At 72.9% G+C, this 17,927-nt stretch carries 15 protein-coding genes and 1 pseudogene; 9 read left to right on the plus strand and 7 right to left on the minus strand.

Features of this window, described 5'->3' with window-relative positions; translation table 11 throughout:
* The first annotated feature begins 85 nt into the window (after window positions 1–85).
* On the plus strand, window positions 86–436 hold the full coding sequence (locus tag M8J73_RS31665) for a DUF2530 domain-containing protein (RefSeq protein ID WP_079054836.1): 351 nt from the start codon (window positions 86–88) through the stop codon (window positions 434–436).
* Between the two features lie 115 nt (window positions 437–551).
* Entirely contained in the window at window positions 552–2,951 is a 2,400-nt protein-coding gene (locus tag M8J73_RS31670; RefSeq protein WP_055538776.1) for an HAD-IC family P-type ATPase, read from the plus strand.
* An 11-nt stretch (window positions 2,952–2,962) separates the two neighbouring features.
* On the opposite strand, the gene M8J73_RS31675 is transcribed toward M8J73_RS31670, so the two are convergent.
* On the minus strand, window positions 2,963–3,331 hold the full coding sequence (locus M8J73_RS31675) for a VOC family protein (protein ID WP_055538777.1): 369 nt from the start codon (window positions 3,329–3,331) through the stop codon (window positions 2,963–2,965).
* A gap of 61 nt (window positions 3,332–3,392) precedes the next feature.
* Here M8J73_RS31675 and M8J73_RS31680 point away from each other — a divergent pair, with 61 nt between their 5' ends.
* Window positions 3,393–3,851 carry a MarR family winged helix-turn-helix transcriptional regulator gene (locus M8J73_RS31680; RefSeq protein ID WP_055538778.1) on the plus strand — a complete coding sequence of 153 codons (459 nt, stop codon included), beginning with the start codon at window positions 3,393–3,395 and terminating at the stop codon, window positions 3,849–3,851.
* Window positions 3,852–4,019: 168 nt separating this feature from the next.
* Here M8J73_RS31680 and M8J73_RS31685 read toward each other — a convergent pair whose 3' ends face one another.
* From M8J73_RS31685 to M8J73_RS31695, 3 genes are all read right to left on the minus strand, one after another.
* Complete coding sequence (locus M8J73_RS31685) at window positions 4,020–4,808, minus strand: calcium-binding protein (RefSeq protein WP_240501270.1); 789 nt, start codon at window positions 4,806–4,808, stop codon at window positions 4,020–4,022.
* A 272-nt stretch (window positions 4,809–5,080) separates the two neighbouring features.
* Window positions 5,081–8,206 (minus strand): sacsin N-terminal ATP-binding-like domain-containing protein, encoded by a 3,126-nt coding sequence (locus tag M8J73_RS31690; protein ID WP_055538780.1) that lies wholly within the window; start codon window positions 8,204–8,206, stop codon window positions 5,081–5,083.
* Window positions 8,207–8,535: 329 nt separating this feature from the next.
* On the minus strand, window positions 8,536–9,465 hold the full coding sequence (locus M8J73_RS31695; RefSeq protein WP_055538781.1) for a DUF3027 domain-containing protein: 930 nt from the start codon (window positions 9,463–9,465) through the stop codon (window positions 8,536–8,538).
* A gap of 583 nt (window positions 9,466–10,048) precedes the next feature.
* Between M8J73_RS31695 and M8J73_RS31700 the strand changes: the two genes are divergently transcribed.
* The 4 genes from M8J73_RS31700 (at window position 10,049) to M8J73_RS31715 (ending at window position 13,692) form a co-directional block, all read left to right on the plus strand.
* The gene (locus M8J73_RS31700) at window positions 10,049–11,440 is read left to right on the plus strand and encodes an MFS transporter (RefSeq protein ID WP_107465102.1); all 1,392 of its coding nucleotides are present in this window, start codon (window positions 10,049–10,051) and stop codon (window positions 11,438–11,440) included.
* Between the two features lie 162 nt (window positions 11,441–11,602).
* Window positions 11,603–12,070, plus strand: a complete 468-nt coding sequence (locus tag M8J73_RS31705) for a hypothetical protein (RefSeq protein ID WP_055542353.1) — start codon at window positions 11,603–11,605, stop codon at window positions 12,068–12,070.
* A gap of 16 nt (window positions 12,071–12,086) precedes the next feature.
* On the plus strand, window positions 12,087–12,839 hold the full coding sequence (locus tag M8J73_RS31710; RefSeq protein ID WP_055542352.1) for a futalosine hydrolase: 753 nt from the start codon (window positions 12,087–12,089) through the stop codon (window positions 12,837–12,839).
* Window positions 12,802–13,692, plus strand: coding sequence for a 1,4-dihydroxy-6-naphtoate synthase (locus M8J73_RS31715; protein WP_079055203.1), 891 nt, complete (start codon window positions 12,802–12,804; stop codon window positions 13,690–13,692). Before M8J73_RS31710 ends, M8J73_RS31715 begins: the two co-directional genes overlap by 38 nt.
* 72 nt (window positions 13,693–13,764) lie before the next feature.
* On the opposite strand, the gene M8J73_RS44990 is transcribed toward M8J73_RS31715, so the two are convergent.
* Window positions 13,765–14,148, minus strand: a complete 384-nt coding sequence (locus tag M8J73_RS44990) for a cold-shock protein (protein ID WP_055521981.1) — start codon at window positions 14,146–14,148, stop codon at window positions 13,765–13,767.
* A 183-nt stretch (window positions 14,149–14,331) separates the two neighbouring features.
* Here M8J73_RS44990 and M8J73_RS31725 point away from each other — a divergent pair, with 183 nt between their 5' ends.
* On the plus strand, window positions 14,332–14,583 hold the full coding sequence (locus tag M8J73_RS31725; RefSeq protein WP_055542351.1) for a hypothetical protein: 252 nt from the start codon (window positions 14,332–14,334) through the stop codon (window positions 14,581–14,583).
* Here M8J73_RS31725 and M8J73_RS31730 read toward each other — a convergent pair whose 3' ends face one another.
* Window positions 14,584–15,216 (minus strand): HAD family hydrolase, encoded by a 633-nt coding sequence (locus M8J73_RS31730; RefSeq protein WP_249829371.1) that lies wholly within the window; start codon window positions 15,214–15,216, stop codon window positions 14,584–14,586.
* Window positions 15,217–15,449: 233 nt separating this feature from the next.
* Window positions 15,450–16,505 (minus strand): hypothetical protein, encoded by a 1,056-nt coding sequence (locus M8J73_RS31735; RefSeq protein ID WP_055542850.1) that lies wholly within the window; start codon window positions 16,503–16,505, stop codon window positions 15,450–15,452.
* Between the two features lie 681 nt (window positions 16,506–17,186).
* Here M8J73_RS31735 and M8J73_RS31740 point away from each other — a divergent pair.
* A pseudogene (locus M8J73_RS31740) lies at window positions 17,187–17,927 on the plus strand (DNA-binding protein); the annotation flags it as partial.

The raw sequence follows: 17,927 nt of genomic DNA on the forward strand, positions 1-17,927 counted from the left end.
TCCATCTCCGCGCGTAGACCCATGTGGCGTCGCGGTTCCCCGAGGCCCGGAAGGGCCATCCCGGATGTGCTCGTAAGCTGTGCCCATGGCGAAGTGGACCCCCAAGCACGAGGCGCCGGAGCCCCTGGAGGGCCCCGTGGTGCCGACCATCATCGGCGGCACGATCCTGTGGTTCGTCCTCTTCGTCGTCCAGCTCCCGTTCTACGGGTGGTACGAGGACCACGGCCACACCTGGTGGGTGTGGACCTGCCTCGCGGGCGCCGGCCTCGGCCTGATCGGCATCTGGTACGTCATGAAGCGGGACAGGGCGATCAAGAGGGACGCGGCCCGCAAGGCCGACACGGACGCGGAGGCGGACGCGCGGACCGCCGCGGGTGCGCCCGTGGACGGGGCGACGGTCGAGCCCGCGAAGCCGGTGGAGTCGGAGACCCCCTGAGGTTTCACGGGCCCGTACGACCTCGGAACCAGGCCCGGCCGCGGCCCTCCTCCCCTGGTCGGACTTCGGCGCACTCGGCGGGTGAACTCCCCAGTCCGCACGTACCGTCGAAGGCATGACGCACATCGACGCGGGCACCGACCTCGATCCTGTGCACCCCACCACCGCCCCGGTCACGGGGCGGGCGCGCGGCCTGACCGCCGCCGAGGTGGCCGAGCGAGTGGCCCGCGGCGAGGTGAACGACGTCCCCGTACGGAGCAGCCGCTCCCTGGCGGACATCGTCCGCGCGAACGTCTTCACCCGGTTCAACGCGATCATCGGCGTCCTCTGGCTGATCATGCTGTTCGTCGCGCCGATCCAGGACAGCCTGTTCGGCTTCGTGATCCTCGCCAACACCGGTATCGGCATCGTCCAGGAGTGGCGGGCGAAGAAGACACTGGACTCGCTCGCGGTGATCGGCGAGGCGAAGCCGACGGTGCGCAGGGACGGGGTCGCGGCGGTGGTCGGCACCTCCGAGATCGTCCTCGGGGACCTGATCGAGATCGGTCCCGGCGACAAGATCGTCGTGGACGGCGACTGCGTCGAGACGGACGGCCTGGAGATCGACGAGTCACTGCTCACCGGGGAGGCCGACCCGGTCGTCAAACACCCCGGCGACCCGGTGATGTCCGGCAGCTTCGTGGTCGCGGGCGGCGGGGCGTTCACCGCGACGAAGGTGGGCCGGGCGGCGTACGCGGCGCAGCTGGCGGAGGAGGCGAGCCGCTTCACCCTCGTCCACTCGGAGCTGCGCTCCGGTATCTCCACGATCCTCAAGTACGTGACGTGGATGATGGTCCCGACCGCGATCGGACTGATCATCAGCCAGCTGATCGTGAAGGAGAACGCCTTCAAGGACTCCGTCGCCCGCACGGTCGGCGGCATCGTCCCGATGGTCCCCGAGGGGCTGGTCCTCCTGACCTCCGTCGCCTTCGCGATCGGGGTGATCCGCCTCGGCCGCAAACAGTGCCTGGTCCAGGAGCTGCCGGCCATCGAGGGTCTCGCCCGCGTCGACACCGTGTGCCTCGACAAGACGGGCACGCTGACCGAGGGCGGCATGGACGTCACCGGGCTGCGCCCGCTGAACGGCAGCGACGAGGCGTACGTCCGCAAGGTGCTCGGCGCGCTCGGCGAGTCCGACCCCCGCCCGAACGCGTCCCTGAAGGCCATCATCGAGGCCTACCCCGACAGCGAGGACTGGCGCTGTACCGAGGCGCTGCCTTTTTCCTCCGCCCGCAAGTACAGCGGGGCGCGCCTCAGCGAGGGCGACGGCCAGTCCAGCACCTGGCTGCTCGGCGCGCCCGACATCCTCCTCCCCGACGACGACCCGGCCCTGACCGAGACCGAGCGGCTGAACGAGGAAGGGCTGCGGGTCCTGCTGCTGGTGCGGGTGACCCGCGAACTCGACGACCCGGAGGTGGCGCGGGACGCGCACCCCACGGCCCTCGTCGTCCTCGAACAGCGTCTGCGCCCCGACGCCGCCGACACCCTGCGCTACTTCGACGAGCAGAACGTCCGGGCGAAGGTCATCTCCGGCGACAACGCGGTGTCGGTCGGCGCGGTGGCCGGGAAGCTGGGCCTGACGGGAGAGGTCGTCGACGCGCGCCGCCTGCCCTCCGAACCGGAGGAGATGGGGAAGGCGCTGGACGCGGGCACCGTCTTCGGCCGGGTCACCCCGCAGCAGAAGCGGGACATGGTGGGCGCCCTCCAGTCCCGCGGCCATACGGTCGCGATGACCGGTGACGGGGTGAACGACGTGCTGGCCCTGAAAGACGCCGACATCGGGGTGTCGATGGGGTCGGGCTCGGAGGCGACGCGGGCGGTGGCCCAGATCGTGCTGCTGAACAACAGCTTCGCCACGCTGCCGTCGGTGGTGGCGGAGGGCCGCCGGGTGATCGGCAACATCACGCGGGTCGCGACCCTGTTCCTGGTGAAGACGGTGTACTCGGTGCTCCTGGCCGTCCTGGTGGTGTGCTGGCAGGTGGAGTACCCCTTCCTGCCCCGCCACCTCACCCTGCTCTCCACGCTGACGATCGGCGTCCCGGCGTTCTTCCTGGCGCTGGCCCCCAACAAGGAGCGCGCGCAACCCCACTTCGTCCGCCGTGTCATGCGCTACGCCGTCCCCGGCGGTGTGCTGGCGGCGGTGGCCACGTTCGCCACCTATCTGATCGCCCGTCACTACTACACGGGCGAGGGCGCGTTGGAGGCGGAGACCAGCGCGGCGACGCTGACCCTCTTCCTGATCTCCATGTGGGTGCTGGCGATCATCGCCCGCCCGTACACCTGGTGGCGGCTCGGCCTGGTGGCGGCGATGGGCGGCGCCTTCCTCCTGGTCCTGGTCGTCCCCGGGCTCCAGGACTTCTTCGCGCTGCGCCTGGTGGGGACGACGATGCCGTGGACGGCGGTCGCGATCGCGGCGGGCTCGGCGGCGGCCCTGGAGTTCCTGTGGCGCTGGGTGGACCACCGCTTCCCCGCGTAGCGCGGCCGCCGTCAGGCGCGGTCGTGGAGTGTGACGTGGTAGCCGTCAGGGTCGGCGAAGGTGAAGGTCCGGCCGAAGGGGCCGCCGATCGGCGCGGAGACGATGGTGTGTCCGTCGGCGGCGAGCGCGTCGTGGATGTCCTGGACGTCGGTGGCGTGGAGCCAGATCGCGACGCCGAGGCCGGGCTGGGCGACGGACGCGAGGTCGGTGCCGGGAAGGAGGTCGCGGAGTGCGAACGCGATGGGCTTCGTCTCGAAGACGACGGCGTGCGGCGGCCCGGCCGGCGAGCGGACGACGCCCAGGTACCGCTCGTAGAACGCCTGCGAAGCGTCGAGGTCGCGTACTTGGAGCGAGAGGAAGTCGGGACCGATGGCGGGCATGGGGACGCTCCTTGACTAGCGTGTCAGTTTACTGACACGCAACCTATGTCAGAATACTGACATGGGTCAAGAAGGTGTCGGCGTCGACCTGGAGACGTCACTGGGCTACCTGCTCAAAGAAGCGTCGAGCGCCCTGCGCGCGGCCATGGAGGAAGTGCTGCGGCCGCTCGGGATGAACGTGACGCACTACGCGTGCCTCGAACTGCTGGCGCAGCGACCCGGCTTGTCGAACTCCGAGCTGGCGCGGGGCGCGTTCGTGACGCGGCAGACGATGAACGTGCTGCTCAAGTCCCTCGAACGGGACGGCTACGTGACCCGGGCCGCGGAGGCCCCCGTCGGGAAGGCGCTCCCCACACGGCTCACGCCCAGCGGCCGGCAGAGCCTGGAGAGGGCGAGCGCGGCGGTCCGTTCCGTGGAGCTCAGAATGCTCAGCGGGCTGACCGCCCCCGAACAGGCGGCCGCGTCCCGCATCCTGCGCAGCATGATCCATTCCCTGCGCGAGGACACCGAGGGCGCGTAGCGACTCCGCTACGCACGTCCGGTCGGTGCAGGAGCCGGCGCGCGCGGGACCCCCGGAAACGACGAGGCCCCCGGAGCGGGCCCCCTGCGGCCGGCGGGTCCGCCGGCCGCAGGGGCCCGTGTCCAGGGGCCTGTCACCGCTGACCGTGCAGCGGCGGGTTCCTGCTGCTTACTTCACGTCGAGCGTGTCGCCCACGGCCGTCGCCGCCGCCGTACCCGCGCTGCCCGCGAAGACGTAGCGGTACGTGCCGTCGACGGACGCCTTGACGGTGGTGGACAGGTCGCCCGTGGCGGACGTCTTGACCGTCTTGACGTTCTTGTAGGCGGACGCGCCCGCCGCCTTGAACTGCAGCGTCACCGACTGGTTGCCGTACGCGGCGTTCGTGCCGGCGTCCCAGTTGGCGCGGGTCAGCTTGCTGGTGACGGTGACCGTCTCGCCCTTGGCGACCGGCTCCGGGGCGACGTCCGCGCCCGCGAGCTGCGTGGCACGCTGCACCTTGAAGGACTTGGCGTTGTCCTTCTGGATGAAGTTGGTGTCCTTGGCCTGGGCGATCACCCAGGTCTTCCAGGTGCCGGCGACCTTGTTGACCGCGTTGCCGCCGGCCTTGAAGGTGTAGTTCGCCGAGCAGGTCGACTTCGTGGAGCTGACCTTCTTGCACTTGATCCAGGTGCTGCCGGAGGCGGCCGCGCTGTCCGCGGTCTCCAGGCTCTTGCCGTGGTACAGCTGCGCGGCGGCACGCCACGCACCGGAGTTGTCGGTGACGGAGAAGGACAGCTTGACCGTCTTCTTGCCCGTGGCGCCGACGACGACGGGCTTGCCGCCGTTGATGACGAAGTTGGAGACCTTGACGTTGCCGACCTTCTCGTCGGCCTGTGCGGCCGGGGCGACGAAGGCGGTCAGGGCCAGGGCGCCGGTGATGACACCCAGAGTGGCACGCTTGTGCAATGTATTCCCCACGTGGAAGGGACCTCGCGGCAGGTCGAAGTCGCGCGAGATCCGTTTGTCGGTCTGAGAGCCCGAGGGCTTCGGGAGACGCCGGAGGGTCAGGGGACCCCCGGGGCTCACGGGAAGCCGGTCGGCTCGGGTGATCAGATCCATGAGTGTGGCGAATGGTTGTACGAGATGCGAATGAGTTTCGGAGATGTTACGCACATCACATCCGCATCCCCGGCCACAGGGGCACGAAGGCGTGACAACCGGGACGGGCCCGTCCCACTGACCCGGCCCGGTCAGTCGAACCAGCGGTCGCGGGCCAACTCCTCCGTCCTGGACGGGTCCTCCAGCAGCGCCGCGACCTCGAAGCGGCGCGGCCACTGACCCGCCGCCCACGCCAGACCGGCCGCGACGCCCTCCAGGGTCGCGGCGTGCAGGACACCGTCCCTGGTCCGGCGCCAGTCCAGCTCGACCCCGTCGACGACGAGTTCCTCGTGCTCGACATAGGTCGCGGGGGTGGCCGGCCCGAGCAGCACCCGCACCGACTCCGGAACGTCGTGCTCCGCGCCCTCGGAGTCCACCTCGCCCGTCACGGACTCGCTGAGCCGCCGCACCTGGAACAGCTCGGCCAACTCGGCCGCACGGGACGGCCGTACGGGCAGCAGCGGCACGCCGGAGGTGAAGGGCAGCAGGTCGGGCGAGTCGACGACGACCGCGTCGGCCGCGTCCACGACCGTCACCTCACCGTCCACCACGGCCCGCAACTCGTCCGGCAGCGTGACCTGTTCGGGGTCGAGGTCGGCCAAGGCTCCGTAAAGGCCATGCAATTGCGCGGCCGTCACCTCACGCTCCGGGTCGGCCAGGCGGTCCAGCAGTTCGGCGGCGCCGCCCGGCTCGTCGAGCAGCGCGGCGACCGACGTGCGCACGCCCAGCGCCCGCAGGACCTGCTCGTCGTCGAAGCCGGTGGCGTCGGCCTCGTCGTACAGGCCCCGCAGCAGCGGGTCGCCGCCGGACGCGAGGAGTCCGGCGGGGCGGCGGCCGTCGAGGACGGGGTGGCCGCGCAGCCACCAGGCCGTGTACGGGCGGACGACCTCGTGGGTGCCGTCGGGCAGCAGGATCCGTACCGGCTGCACCAGCGCGTCCCGCAGCGGCGGCCGGGCGAGCAGGGTGAGCGCCTCGGGCCAGCGGTCCTCGTCGACGAGGTCCAGGTCGCGCACGGCGACGATCTCGGTGGCGACCGGCGGGACGGGACTGTCCGGGAACCGGTCGAGGATGTCCTCGCACCACACATCCACGGCGTCCAGCAGCCCGGCGTCGTCGGGCTCGGCGAAGTCGCCGTCGCGGGGCTCCAGTTCGTCGGGGTCGAGGACGACGTCGGTGGCGCGCACAAGGGCGAAGTCGGCGAGGACACCGCACGCGGCCAGCGGCTGCTCGCCCCAGCGCTCCGCCAGCTCGGCGTCCACGAAGGCCAGTTCGTCCTCGCGCATGATCCGGGCGAACGGGCTGCCGGGCAGGACGAGCTCACCGGCGGGCGACAGTTCGCCGTCCTCGTCGGGCAGGGCGAGGGCGCCCAGCCACGGCTCGTCGCCGGGGTCGAGGGCCGCGTCGCGGACGAGGGTGAGGACCAGCTCCGCGAGCTCGTCGGCGTCCGGGCGGCCGTCCTCGTCGTCCCACGCCATGCCCTCGTCGTCCAGCGAGGCGGCCACGGCGGCCCGCACCTGCGGGGTCGTGAGCACGGCGCGCGGGGTCGCGGGCAGGGCGCCCAGCTTCTCCAGGAGCGGGTGCGCGGCGTCCGGGTGGGCGACCTTCAGACCGAGCCGGGCAAGGGTCTCCGGGGCCGTCTGAGGACCGTCCGGGGTGGGCAGCAGCACCTGGCGCGGCCCGATCGTCGTACGCCCGTCCGCGAGCGGCACCGGAAGCCCCGAGAGCCGGTCCGGGTCGACGCCCGCGAGGCTGTCGTAGAGCCGCCGCCACCAGTCGGGCGCCTTCTCCAGACCGGCGAGCCGGTCGATCGTGTCGCCCAGCGGCAGGCGCGCGACACCGAGCGTGCGCAGCTCCGCACGCCGTTCGAGCCCGGCAGGCAGCAGGCAGGGCAGTACCTCGGCGAGGACGCGCACGGTCTCCGCGCCGGCGCCCTCGACGACCTCGGCGTCCCGCGGCCTGAGCGCCTCGGGCAGCTCGTCGTCCTCCTCGGGTGGCAGCGCGCGCGGCAGGAACGCGGTGCGCGGCAGCCGCTCCAGGATCGCCTGGCGCAGCGCCCCGTCCAGCTCGCCCTTGCCGAGCGGACCGGGCACGAGACCGATGATCCGCTCGGTCACCGGCTGCCAGGCGGCGAGGAGTTCGGTGTACGCGTCGGCCGCGCGCTGCACGAGGAAGTCGGTGAGGGGACCGGGCGCGGCGTGCCGCCGGGTCGTGTCCAGCGGGAACGACGCGATGAGCAGCGCGGGGACACCGAGGGCCTCGTCGCTGGGCGTCGGCGCGTGCACCACGGGGCTGGTACGGGGCGGGACCGGCTCTCCCTCGGGCCCGGTCGGGACCGCCCAGGTCACGGACCAGTGGGGCCGCAGCCGCTCCTCCACGGGCCGGTCGGCGAGCAGCGCGGCCTCGATCGCGCCGTGCTCGGCGACCGTGCGCCAGCGCGTGACCCCGTCGCGCGAGTCCTCGACGACGACGTACGCCCCCTCCTCGCGCCGTCGCACGGTGCGCGCGGGAGCGTCGCCGTTCTCGATGACGACCTCCTCCAGGCCGGGCAGGGCGAGGAGCAGGGCGTCGTCGACGGCGTTCAGCAGCCGCTCGGCGAGATCCCCGGCGGCGGCGTCGCGCAGCGGCAGGATGACGACGGTGTCGTACGTCTCCGGCGCGGACCCCTCGGCCGCGAACGGCAGCCGCAGCAGCGGTACGTGCCCCTCGCGGCGGCGGATCTCGTCGCCGAGCCCGGGGCTGTGCCGGGCGGTGTCGGCGGCGAGCAGCCGGGCCTCGGCCAGTGACCAGCGGATACCGCCGTGCCGGCCGACGACGGCGGGCTCGTCGGTGACGGCGAGGACGGCGGCGAACCCGACGCCGAACCGGCCGACCGCCTGGTCGTGGCCCTCCCGCTTCGCGGACGCGCGCAGCGTGGACAGCGACTCGACGCCGGCCGCGTCGAGGGGGGCGCCGGTGTTGGCGGCGACGAGGACACCGTCGCGGAGGGTGAGCCGCAGCCGTCCCGGCACCTTGGCCCTGGCCGCCGCGTCGGCGGCGTTCTGCGCCAGCTCCACGACGAGCCGGTCCCGATACCCGCCGAGGGCGAGGTCCTCCTCGGCGTTGGCGTCCTCACGGAACCTGGCCGGGCTGGTCGCCCAGGCGTCCAGCACCCCGCGCCGCAGCCGCGCCGTCCCGAACGGATCCGCACCCTCGGCCGCCGGCCGCACGAACTTGCTCACGGTTCACCTTCCATGTCGCCGGTGACCACGAACGTACCGCGTGCGGGGGACACCGGGCGCCTCGGAGGGTGGGGGGCGCGTGTGGGTTCAGCGTGTGCGGGTGCGTGGGGTCTGGTCGCGCCCACGCGGCGGAGCCGCAGGTGTCACCGCCCCGCGCCCCTTGAAGGCAGGGCCCGCGGCCCGCCTTCATCTGAAAAGCACGGGGGCGCAGCCCCCTGCTCTTCAGGGGCGCGGGGAACTGCGCGAGACCACAACGCACCCACACCCGCACCCGCCAAGAACAGGCGCACCCCCGAGCTACCGGGCGCACCTGAGCACCACAGCCAAGGTCACGAGTGACCGAGATCCGCCTCGGCCTCGGCGTCCGCATCCACCGGTACCGACCCGGAGTCCGGAGACGGTCGCAGCGGGAAGGGGTCCACCCTGGTCTCGTCGAGCCGCGGCGGAGCCGGCTGCGGCGGCTTCGGCATGACCGCCGCCTCGGAGTGCCCCCCGCACCCGTACGTCAGCGACACGACCCGCCCGTCCGCCGGCGCGAACTCGTTCGCGCACACCCCGAAGGCCTGCCCGAGCGACCCCCCGATCGGCACGAGGAACCCGCAGCTGACGCAGGACGCGGGCGCGGCCTGGGCCATCGCGGTCTTCGCCCCGAACCCTTCCTCCCAGCGGTCCGCGGCCGTGTGCAGCCCGTACCGGGACAGCACGCGGGCGCGCCGCAGGCCCAGTTCCTCGGCGACGGCGGCGATGGAACCGCGGCGCGGCGCGATCGGCAGCTTCGCCGGGGCACCGCCCGCGACCTCCGCGTCCTCCGCCTCCACCAGCTCGGCCATGTCGTCGGAGACCGGGGAGTTCGGCGGCGGCTCGTCCTCACCGGAGAAGCCGGGTTCCAGCCGCAGGTCGTCCGCGTCGGTGGGCAGCAGATCGCCGGGGCCCATGTCGCCGGGCCGGAGCCGCTCGCTCCACGGCACCCACTCCGGCGCGAGCAGCGCGTCGGGGCCGGGCAGCAGGACGACCTCGTCCAGCGTGACGATCTTCGCGCGGGAGGCGCGGGCGACGGTGACGGCCCAGCGCCAGCCCCGGTAGCCCATCTCCTTGCACTCGAAGAAGTGCGTGACAACGCGGTCGCCCTCGGAGACGAGCCCCGTGTGCTCCCCCACCACACCGGGCGCGGCCGCCTCCTCGGCGGCGGCGCGGGCGAGGTCGACGGCCTCGGCGCACAAGCGGTCGGGGGTGCGGCTTCGCGTTGTCGCTGCGCTCACAGGTATCGCTTCTCTCCTACGCCGTCTCACGAGTGCGCCTCCCTCGGCGGGGGGTGCGGACGGAGCGGACCAGGGGGCCGCGTCGACGTCCGCGCCCGATCGCACTCGGGCGCACCTATGTCACCCATTCTGCGGGATGAACGTCAGGCGCGCGGCCGAGAACAACCGCCGCGGGCGCGCTATGCACGCTACCTTCTCCAGCGCCCTGCGCCCACACCGACGTTACGGTTCCGCTGTGCTGGGCTTGGGCCGGGGCGGGTTTCGGGGGTCGCATCAGAGGGCCCGGCGTTGGCGTGAACCGAGCACGTGCGGGCTGGTGGGGGCTGGTCGCGCCCACGCGGCGGAGCCGCAGATGTCACCGCCCCGCGCCCCTTGAAGGCAGGGCCCGCGGCCCGCCTTCATCTGAAAAGCACGGGGGCGCAGCCCCCTGCTTTTCCAGGGGCGCGGGGAACTGCGCGAGAAACCACGACGAACCCGCACCCGCCAACGAACCGCGCACCCCCCACCCACCAGGCCCCCCCCGTTCACCGCCATACGAGCGGTAACCGCACTACCGCCCCCCATCTCGGGGCACTATGACGAGGTGACCGGCGCCGAGCGGAGCGGAACCCGCGGCGGTTCAGGTCGACTGACCGGAGCCGTCCGCTCGCTGACCCGCGCCCTGCACCGGCCGGTGACCGCCCCGGCCCGCGGCATCCGCAAGGCCACCCACGCCCACGGCGCCGGCGAGTCCGGCCTCGGCAAGCTCATCGAACTGCACGGCGTGAACGGCGCCGGCGACGTGATGATCACCGTCTCCCTCGCCTCCACCGTCTTCTTCTCCGTCCCCACCGACGAGGCCCGCGGCCGCGTCGCCCTGTACCTCGCCATCACCCTCGCCCCCTTCGCCCTCCTCGCCCCCGTGGTCGGCCCCCTCCTGGACCGTCTCCCGCACGGCCGCCGCGCCGCGATGGCCGGCGCGATGCTGGCACGGGCGTTCCTCGCGCTCGTCCTGGTCGGCGCGGTGGAGACGGGCGGCATCGAGCTGTACCCGGCCGCGCTCGGTGTCCTCGTCGCGTCGAAGGCGTACGGGGTGGTCAGGAGCGCGATCGTCCCCCGGCTCCTCCCACCCGCGTTCTCGCTGGTCAAGGCGAACTCGCGGGTCACGCTCTGCGGTCTCCTCGCCACGGGTGTCGCGGCCCCGATCGGGGCCGGGCTCCAGGCCCTTGGCCCGCGTTTCCCGCTGTACGGGGCGTGCGCGATCTTCCTCGTGGGGACGTTCCTGTCGTTCACGCTGCCGCCCAAGGTCGACTCCGCGAAGGGCGAGGACATCGCGCTGCTCGCCGCGGACCCGGAGCATCTGCACGGCCCGCACCGCGCGAAGACGCTGAAGCGGCCGAATCTGCGGACGGTCGGACCGGCCGTCACGCACGCCCTCGCGGCCAACGCGTCGCTGCGCTGTCTGTCCGGCTTCCTGATCTTCTTCCTGGCGTTCCTGCTGCGGGTGCACCCGCTCCCCGGGCAGAGCGCGGCCGTCTCCCTCGGCATGGTGGCCCTCGCGGCGGGCACGGGCAACGCGCTCGGCACGGCCGTGGGGGCGTGGCTGAAGTCGCGGGCGCCGGAGCTGATCATCGTGACCGTCGTGGCGGTGGAACTGGCCGTCGCCGTGCTGGCGGTCGTGTTCTTCAGCGCGTTCTTCATCGCCTGCCTGGCCGCGTTCGCCGGTCTGTCGCAGGCCCTGTCGAAGCTGGCCCTGGACGCGCTGATCCAGCGGGACGTGCCGGAGGCCGTCCGGACCTCCGCGTTCGCCCGCTCGGAGACGTTGCTGCAGATGGCGTGGGTGGTCGGAGGCGGCATCGGCATCGCCTTGCCCCTGGTCGGCACGCTCGGCATGGCCGTGGCCGCCGGGATCGTCGCCCTGGGCTGGCTGACCACGGTCCGCGGCCTGCTCTCCTCGGCCCGGCGCGGCGGCGCGCCCCGGGCGAAGGTGGCGTGAGCGGGGCGGAACGGGACCGCCGTGACACCGTCCGGCCCGGCACCCCACACCCCACGTACCCGGCACCCCACACCCCACGTACCCGGCACCCCACACCCCTCGTACCCGGCACGCCGTACCCCACGTAGGGGCACCCCTGGACATGCCAGATAGCCTTCGCCCATGACCTCCCAGCGTTCCCGTCGCGCCGCAGCCACTCTCGGCGCTGTTTCCGCCGGACTCCTCGTGCTGTCTGCCTGCGACAAGCCGACGCCGATGGCCACCGTCACGTTCGGCACCGACTCGGTCAGCACCGAGGCCGAGTGCTACGAGACCCTCAGCGCCGAGCAGGCCGCGAAGTGCGCCAGGGAGAAGCCGTCGAAGTCGATCGACGTGCCCCAGGGCGAGACCCTGCGCATCGGTGTCGACCCGGAGATCGCGGAGACCGGCTGGGCCCTGTGGATCAACGGGGAGCCCGCCACCGACACGTTCAAGAAGACGTACTGGGCCTTCCAGAACGCCGACCTGTTCGCCACGCAGCCCGGTCAGACCGCGCAGAAGTCGCTGACGGTCAGCGTCGTCGAGCAGAAGAAGGGCTCCACGCAGTACAAGGGCGTGTGGAACTTCAAGTTCGAGAACCCGGACGCCTGATCCGCGTACGCCGCCCATGCGCATCCTCGTAGCCACCGCGGTCCCCGCCGAGCGGGACGCGGTGGCGCGCGCGTTCCCGGGCCCGTTCACGGAGGTGCCCCTCCCGACGGCGTCCCTGCACCGCCACGCCGCCTCAGGGCCCGTGTACGACCTCCTCGCCGCCGGTGTGGGGCCCGCGCTCGCCGCCGCCTCCACCGCCGCCGCGCTGACCGCCGGGGTGCTCGGCGGGGCGCCGTACGACCTGGTGGTGTCGGCGGGGATCGCGGGCGGTTTCCCGCCGGGGGCGCCGCTCGGGTCGCTGGTGCTGGCCGAGGCGATCACGGCGGCGGACCTGGGCGCCGAGACGCCGGCCGGCTTCGTGCCGGTCACCGACCTCGGGTTCGGCACGGTCACCCATCACCCGCCGAATGCGCTCGTGGACCTTGTCGCCGCGGCGACCGGGGCCCGTACCGGCACGGTGCTCACCGTCTCCACGGTCACCGGCAGCGCCGAGCGCGCCGCGGAGCTGCGGACCCGGCACCCGGACGCGCTGGCGGAGGCGATGGAGGGCTTCGGGGTCGCCGAGGCGGCCGCCGCGCACACGACGCCCGTACTGGAACTGCGCGCCGTCTCCAACCCCGTCGGCCCCCGCGACCGCGCGGCCTGGCGCATCGGCGACGCGCTCACCGCCCTCACAGGGGCCTTCGGGAAGCTGACGCCCGTACTGGAGAGTTGGGACCGACATGAGCCGGATGAGCCACAGGAACAGCACGAGCGGCACGAGCGCTGAGCGGGCGGCCGACACCGTGCGGATCGCCTATTCCCCCTGCCCCAACGACACGTTCGTCTTCGACGCGTGGGCCCACGGCCGGATTCCCGGCGCGCCCGCGCTGGACGTGACGTTCGCGGACATCGACATCACCAACGGCATGGCCGAGCGCGGCGACGACCTGGACGTACTGAAGGTGTCGTACGCGGTCCTGCCGTACGTCCTCGACGAGTACGTCCTGCTGCCGTGCGGCGGCGCGCTGGGCCGGGGCTGCGGGCCGCTGGTGCTGACACGGGAGCCGGGCAACGATTTGACCGGGCGCACGGTGGCCGTGCCGAGCGAGCGGTCGACGGCGTATCTGCTGTTCCGCCTCTGGGTGGCGGACACACTGCCCGGCGGGGTCGGCGAGATCGTCGTCATGCCGTTCCACGAGATCATGCCCGCCGTGCGGGACGGGAAGGTCGACGCGGGACTCGTCATCCACGAGGCCCGCTTCACCTACCGGAACTACGGGCTGCACAAGCTCGCCGACATGGGTGAGCACTGGGAGTCGACCACGGGCCTGCCGATCCCCCTCGGCGCGATCATCGCGAAGCGCTCGCTGGGCGAGGAGACGCTGCGCGGCCTCGCGGACACGGTCCGCGCGTCCGTCCACGCCGCCTGGGACGACCCCGAGGCGTCCCGCCCGTACGTCCTGGAACACGCGCAGGAGATGGACCCCGCCGTCGCCGACCAGCACATCGGCCTGTACGTCAACGAGTTCACGGCGGACCTGGGCGACGACGGCTACGCGGCGATCCGCGGTCTGCTCACCCGCGCGGCGGCCGAGGGACTGGTACCGCCCCTCGGCCCGCACGCACTCGACTTCCCCTGACCGCCCCGCGGGCGGCGGCCACGGCTCGGGGCCATGGCTCGGGGCCATGACGCCGGGACTACGGCTCGGGGGCTACACGTCCAACTGGTCGGCCACCGCCCGCAGCAGGCCGGCGATCTTCTTGCCGGCCGTGCGCTCGGGGTAGCGGCCCCGCTCCAGCATCGGTGTGATGTTCTCCAGGAGGGTCGTCAGGTCCTGCACGATCGAGGCCAGTTCGTCCGGCTTCTTGCGCTGGGCGGCGGCGACCGAGGGGGCCGGCTCCAGGATCGTCACGGACAGTGCCTGGTCGCCGCGCTGACCGGCGACGACTCCGAACTCGACGCGCTGGCCCGGCTTCAGGCTGTCCACACCGGTCGGCAGTACGGAGGAGTGGACGAAGACGTCACCGCCGTCGTCACGGGAGAGAAAGCCGAAGCCCTTCTCGCTGTTGAACCATTTGACCTTGCCGGTAGGCACGTCTGTCCTCGTCCTCGTACTCGTCGGAAACTGCGTCTGAAAAGTGTTCTTGGTGTGCGGAAACTGCTCTGGATAGCACTACAGCGGGCCGCCGGGACCCGCCGGTACCCAGGCTAATGGTCTGGAGGCGGGTGACAAGACGTCCCCCGCCTGTTCTCTCGCGCTGGGAACTACCCTGGTCCGGTGCGTGACAAAACCCAACCGAATTCCGCCGAACCCGGTGACCGGCTGATCCGTGCCGGCGTCATCGTGTTCTTCGTCGGCGCCGTGGCCACACTGGTCACCGTCGCCCCGCTGTTCCTCGACACGACCCCATTTCCCACCTACATGTTCGGTTTGAGCATGCTGATGGGCGTCGGATTTCTCATCGCCGGCGCGGGCGTGCTGCGGTCGGTGGCGGCGGGCCGCAGGAAGGCACGCTCGCAGACAGGCTGATCAGGCTTGCGATTCCCGGCGGGTGTGGGCAGCCAGCCACTCGGGGAAGGCCGTCAGGTCCGTGAGGACGACGTCCGCGCCCGCCTCGCGCAGCTCCCGCTCGTCGCACGGGCCGGTGGCCACGGCGACGGAGTACGCGTCGGCGGTACGCGCGCCGCGGACGTCCCCGACGTGGTCGCCGACGTACACGCTCGCGCCGTGCTCGCGCAGCGCCCCCGCCTTGGCCTCCGCCCACAGGTCACCGATGACGGCGTGCGGTTCCATGCCGAGGTGTTCGATGTGCAGCCTGGCGTTCGGCTCGTACTTCGCGGTGACGACGATGGCCCGCCCGCCGGCCTCCCGCACCGCGGCGATCGCCTCCCGCGCGCCCGGCATCGCGGGCGCCGCGGTGATCCCCTTCTCCAGGTAGATCTCCCGGTAGAGCGTCGCCATCGCGGGGATGTCCTCCGCGGGGAACCAGTACGCCAGTTCCTCCACGAGCGGCGGCCCCAGCCGCGTGATCGCCAGATCCGCGTCGATGTACGTCCCGGTCCGCGCCGCGAGTGCGATGTAGCAGGCGTGGATGCCGGGGCGGGAGTCGATCAGGGTCATGTCCAGGTCGAATCCGACGGTTATGGAGGCCATGGTGCCCATTGTGGGGGGTGGGAGGGGTCGTTGGCGGGTGCGGATGGGTGGGGGCTGGTCGCGCCCACGCGGCGGAGCCGCATATGTCACCGCCCCGCGCCCCTGAAGGCCTGGGCCTGCGGCCCGGCCTTCATCGGAAAAGCACGGGGCCGCAGGCCCCTGCTTTTCCAGGGGCGCGGGGAACTGCGCGACAAGCCCCCACCCACCCGCACCCGCCGAACAAACAGCGCGCCCCCGAGTTATCAGGCGCCGCGGGGCCGTTGGGAGCGCCAGAGCAGATACAGCGCGGAGGAGATGGCCGCGATACGCAGAACCCACGGCCAGGTCTCCGCGACCGCGACATTCATCTCGCCGCGGACGATGGGCTCCCCCCACCTCCCGTCGCTGCGTCCCCACAGCCACACGATGCCCCCGGCGGCCACCACTCCCGGCACGCCCAGCACCGCCCACTTGGACTCCACGGGCGTCAACCGCCGTGACAGGTAGGCGATCAACCAGCCGAGGCCCAGCGGCACGAGGCTCCCCATGACCGCCCCGGCGACCAGCAACGCCGCGGCCAACAGCAACAGCGGGTTGCTCCATCCGCCGCCGGCCGGCCGCAGCCGGGGCAGTCGAAGTCGCCGCCGGCCCGCCGGGACGTCCCCGGCCACCGTCTCCGCCTCGGCGCCCGCGGCCGCCTTCTCCACGGCGGGCGGCGCTGCGGCTCCGGCCGTCCTGCCCTCGTCCTTCGCGGGCGGCGGCTTCAGCAGCTCGGGGATCTCCACGCCGCCGACGAACCCCGGCACCGCGTCCCCGATCCCGAACCCGATGTCCACGCCACCGGGGCCTCCGCCGCCGACGCGCCACCAGTCGGGCTGTGCGTCGCCGTCACCGAGTTCGTGCAGCGGGGCGAGGTGCGGCGGGGCGGCGCCCTCCAGGGACGCCCGGGGTGCCGGTTCGGCGGTACGCGGCCGGGGCACGATCTTGCGGAAGCCGCCGGTGAGCCCCTTGGCCCGCTCGTCGCGCCCGTCCGCGTCGTCGCCGGTCACCCGCTGCACGGGCACGGCGGCCCGTTCCTCCGGCGTGTCCCCGGGGCCGCCCGCCGCGGTGACGATGTCGTCGGGGGTGCCGAGGCGGGCGATGATGCGGCGAACGGCGGCCGGGCTGTCCACCGGCGCCTTGGCCCGGCGCCGGTCGATCTCGTCCCGCAGCTCCGACACCAGACGCATACGGGTCGCGGACGGCAACTGTCGCTGCTGGGCCAGGTCACCGACCCGGCTCAGATACTCGTAGACGACCTTGTCGCTCTCAATCCCCACGAAGCCCCTCCGGGGTTGACGCGTGTTCCTCGACGGTATCGCTTCCACACCCCCCAGGGCGGCACGCCAACTCGTCGCCACACAAGGGAATGCCCCGAGGGCCGCCGGGGCGGCAGGAAGACCGCGAAGAGCGCGGGAAGACCGCGATGAGCGCGGGAAGGCCGCGATGAGCGCGGGAAGGCCGCAAGGCGCACGGAAAGGGACAGGGGGAACGGCACATTGACCGCGAGGAGCACGGGACGGGCCCGCGAGGAGCACGGGAGGCCGCGAAGGCACGGGAGGGGCGGCCGCGAAGGCACGGGAGGGCCGCGAGGGCACGGGAGAGCCTCGAAGGCACGGGAGAGCCTCGAAGGGCGGCGGGAGGCCGCGAGGCGACCGCAGGAGAAAAGGCGACCACACCCACATCCCACCCGCACCCGCACCCGCACCCGCACCCGAAGAAGCCACCCCCACCCCACTCCTCCAGGGGCGCGGGGAACTGCGCGACAAGCCATCCACCACCCGCACCCAAAATCCCCCCGCACCCCCACCCGCCAGGGGCGCGGGGAACTGCGCAAAATCCGCCCATCCACCCGCACCCCCAAAACCCACCCCCGCCCCCACCCCATCCCCGACAACCCACCCGCACCCTCCAGCCGTCAGCCCCCCGTTCCGCCACCCCCCTCCGCTACCGTTGACCGGATGAGCACCGAGGAGCACAGCCCCACGCAGCCGGCACCCCCCGGCGGAGCTGACACGGCCCCCGGCCCACCCGAATCCCCCGAGCCCGCCGGAGCCCCCCGCTCGCTCGCGGAAGCGCTCCGCGGCCGTGACGACCGTTCGCTCGCCGCGCTGCTCCGCGCCCGCCCGGACCTCATCACCCCCGTGCCGACGGACCTCACGCAGCTGGCGACCCGCGCCGGCACCCGCGCCTCCGTGGTCCGCGCCCTGGAACGCCTGGACCGTTTCGCCCTCCAGTCCGCCCAGGCCCTGGCCGTGGCCTCGGACCCGGCCCCGTACGGCGAACTCCTGGGTCTCATGGCGGGCACGGGCGCGGACGACACGCCCGACCCGGCCGTCGTGGCCGCCCTCCCCCACGCGGTGCGCACGCTGCGCGACCAGGCCCTGGTGTGGGGCCCCGACAGCCGGCTCCGTCTCGTCCGCACGGCCCGTGAGCTGCTCGCCCCGTCGCCGCAGCACCCGTCCCCGACCGGCCTGGGCCCGACCGTCGGCGAGGCGACGGCGGGCATGTCGCCGGGCCGGGTGCAGGAGATCGTCACGGCGGTGGGCCTGCCCCGCACGCACGACTCGGTGTCCGCCGTCGCCTCCCTCTCCGGCCTGTTCGCCGACGGGCCCCGCATGGCCGCGCTCCTCGGGACCGCGCCCGCCGAGGCCCTGGACGTCCTGACGCGCCTGGTGTGGGGGCCGCCGTACGGCCAGGTC

Origin of the sequence: Streptomyces neyagawaensis (genome assembly GCF_023516595.1) — a bacterium.
GTDB classification, from domain to species: Bacteria; Actinomycetota; Actinomycetes; order Streptomycetales; family Streptomycetaceae; genus Streptomyces; species Streptomyces neyagawaensis.

Excerpts from the sequence above, each read along its gene's own strand:
- M8J73_RS31730 (WP_249829371.1), bottom strand. The coding sequence starts at position 15,216 with ATGGGCACCATGGCCTCCATAACCGTCGGATTCGACCTGGACATGACC.
- M8J73_RS31710 (WP_055542352.1), top strand. The coding sequence starts at position 12,087 with ATGCGCATCCTCGTAGCCACCGCGGTCCCCGCCGAGCGGGACGCGGTG.
- M8J73_RS31680 (WP_055538778.1), top strand. The coding sequence starts at position 3,393 with ATGGGTCAAGAAGGTGTCGGCGTCGACCTGGAGACGTCACTGGGCTAC.
- M8J73_RS31670 (WP_055538776.1), top strand. The coding sequence starts at position 552 with ATGACGCACATCGACGCGGGCACCGACCTCGATCCTGTGCACCCCACC.
- M8J73_RS31715 (WP_079055203.1), top strand. The coding sequence starts at position 12,802 with ATGAGCCACAGGAACAGCACGAGCGGCACGAGCGCTGAGCGGGCGGCC.
- M8J73_RS31665 (WP_079054836.1), top strand. The coding sequence starts at position 86 with ATGGCGAAGTGGACCCCCAAGCACGAGGCGCCGGAGCCCCTGGAGGGC.
- M8J73_RS31705 (WP_055542353.1), top strand. The coding sequence starts at position 11,603 with ATGACCTCCCAGCGTTCCCGTCGCGCCGCAGCCACTCTCGGCGCTGTT.
- M8J73_RS31675 (WP_055538777.1), bottom strand. The coding sequence starts at position 3,331 with ATGCCCGCCATCGGTCCCGACTTCCTCTCGCTCCAAGTACGCGACCTC.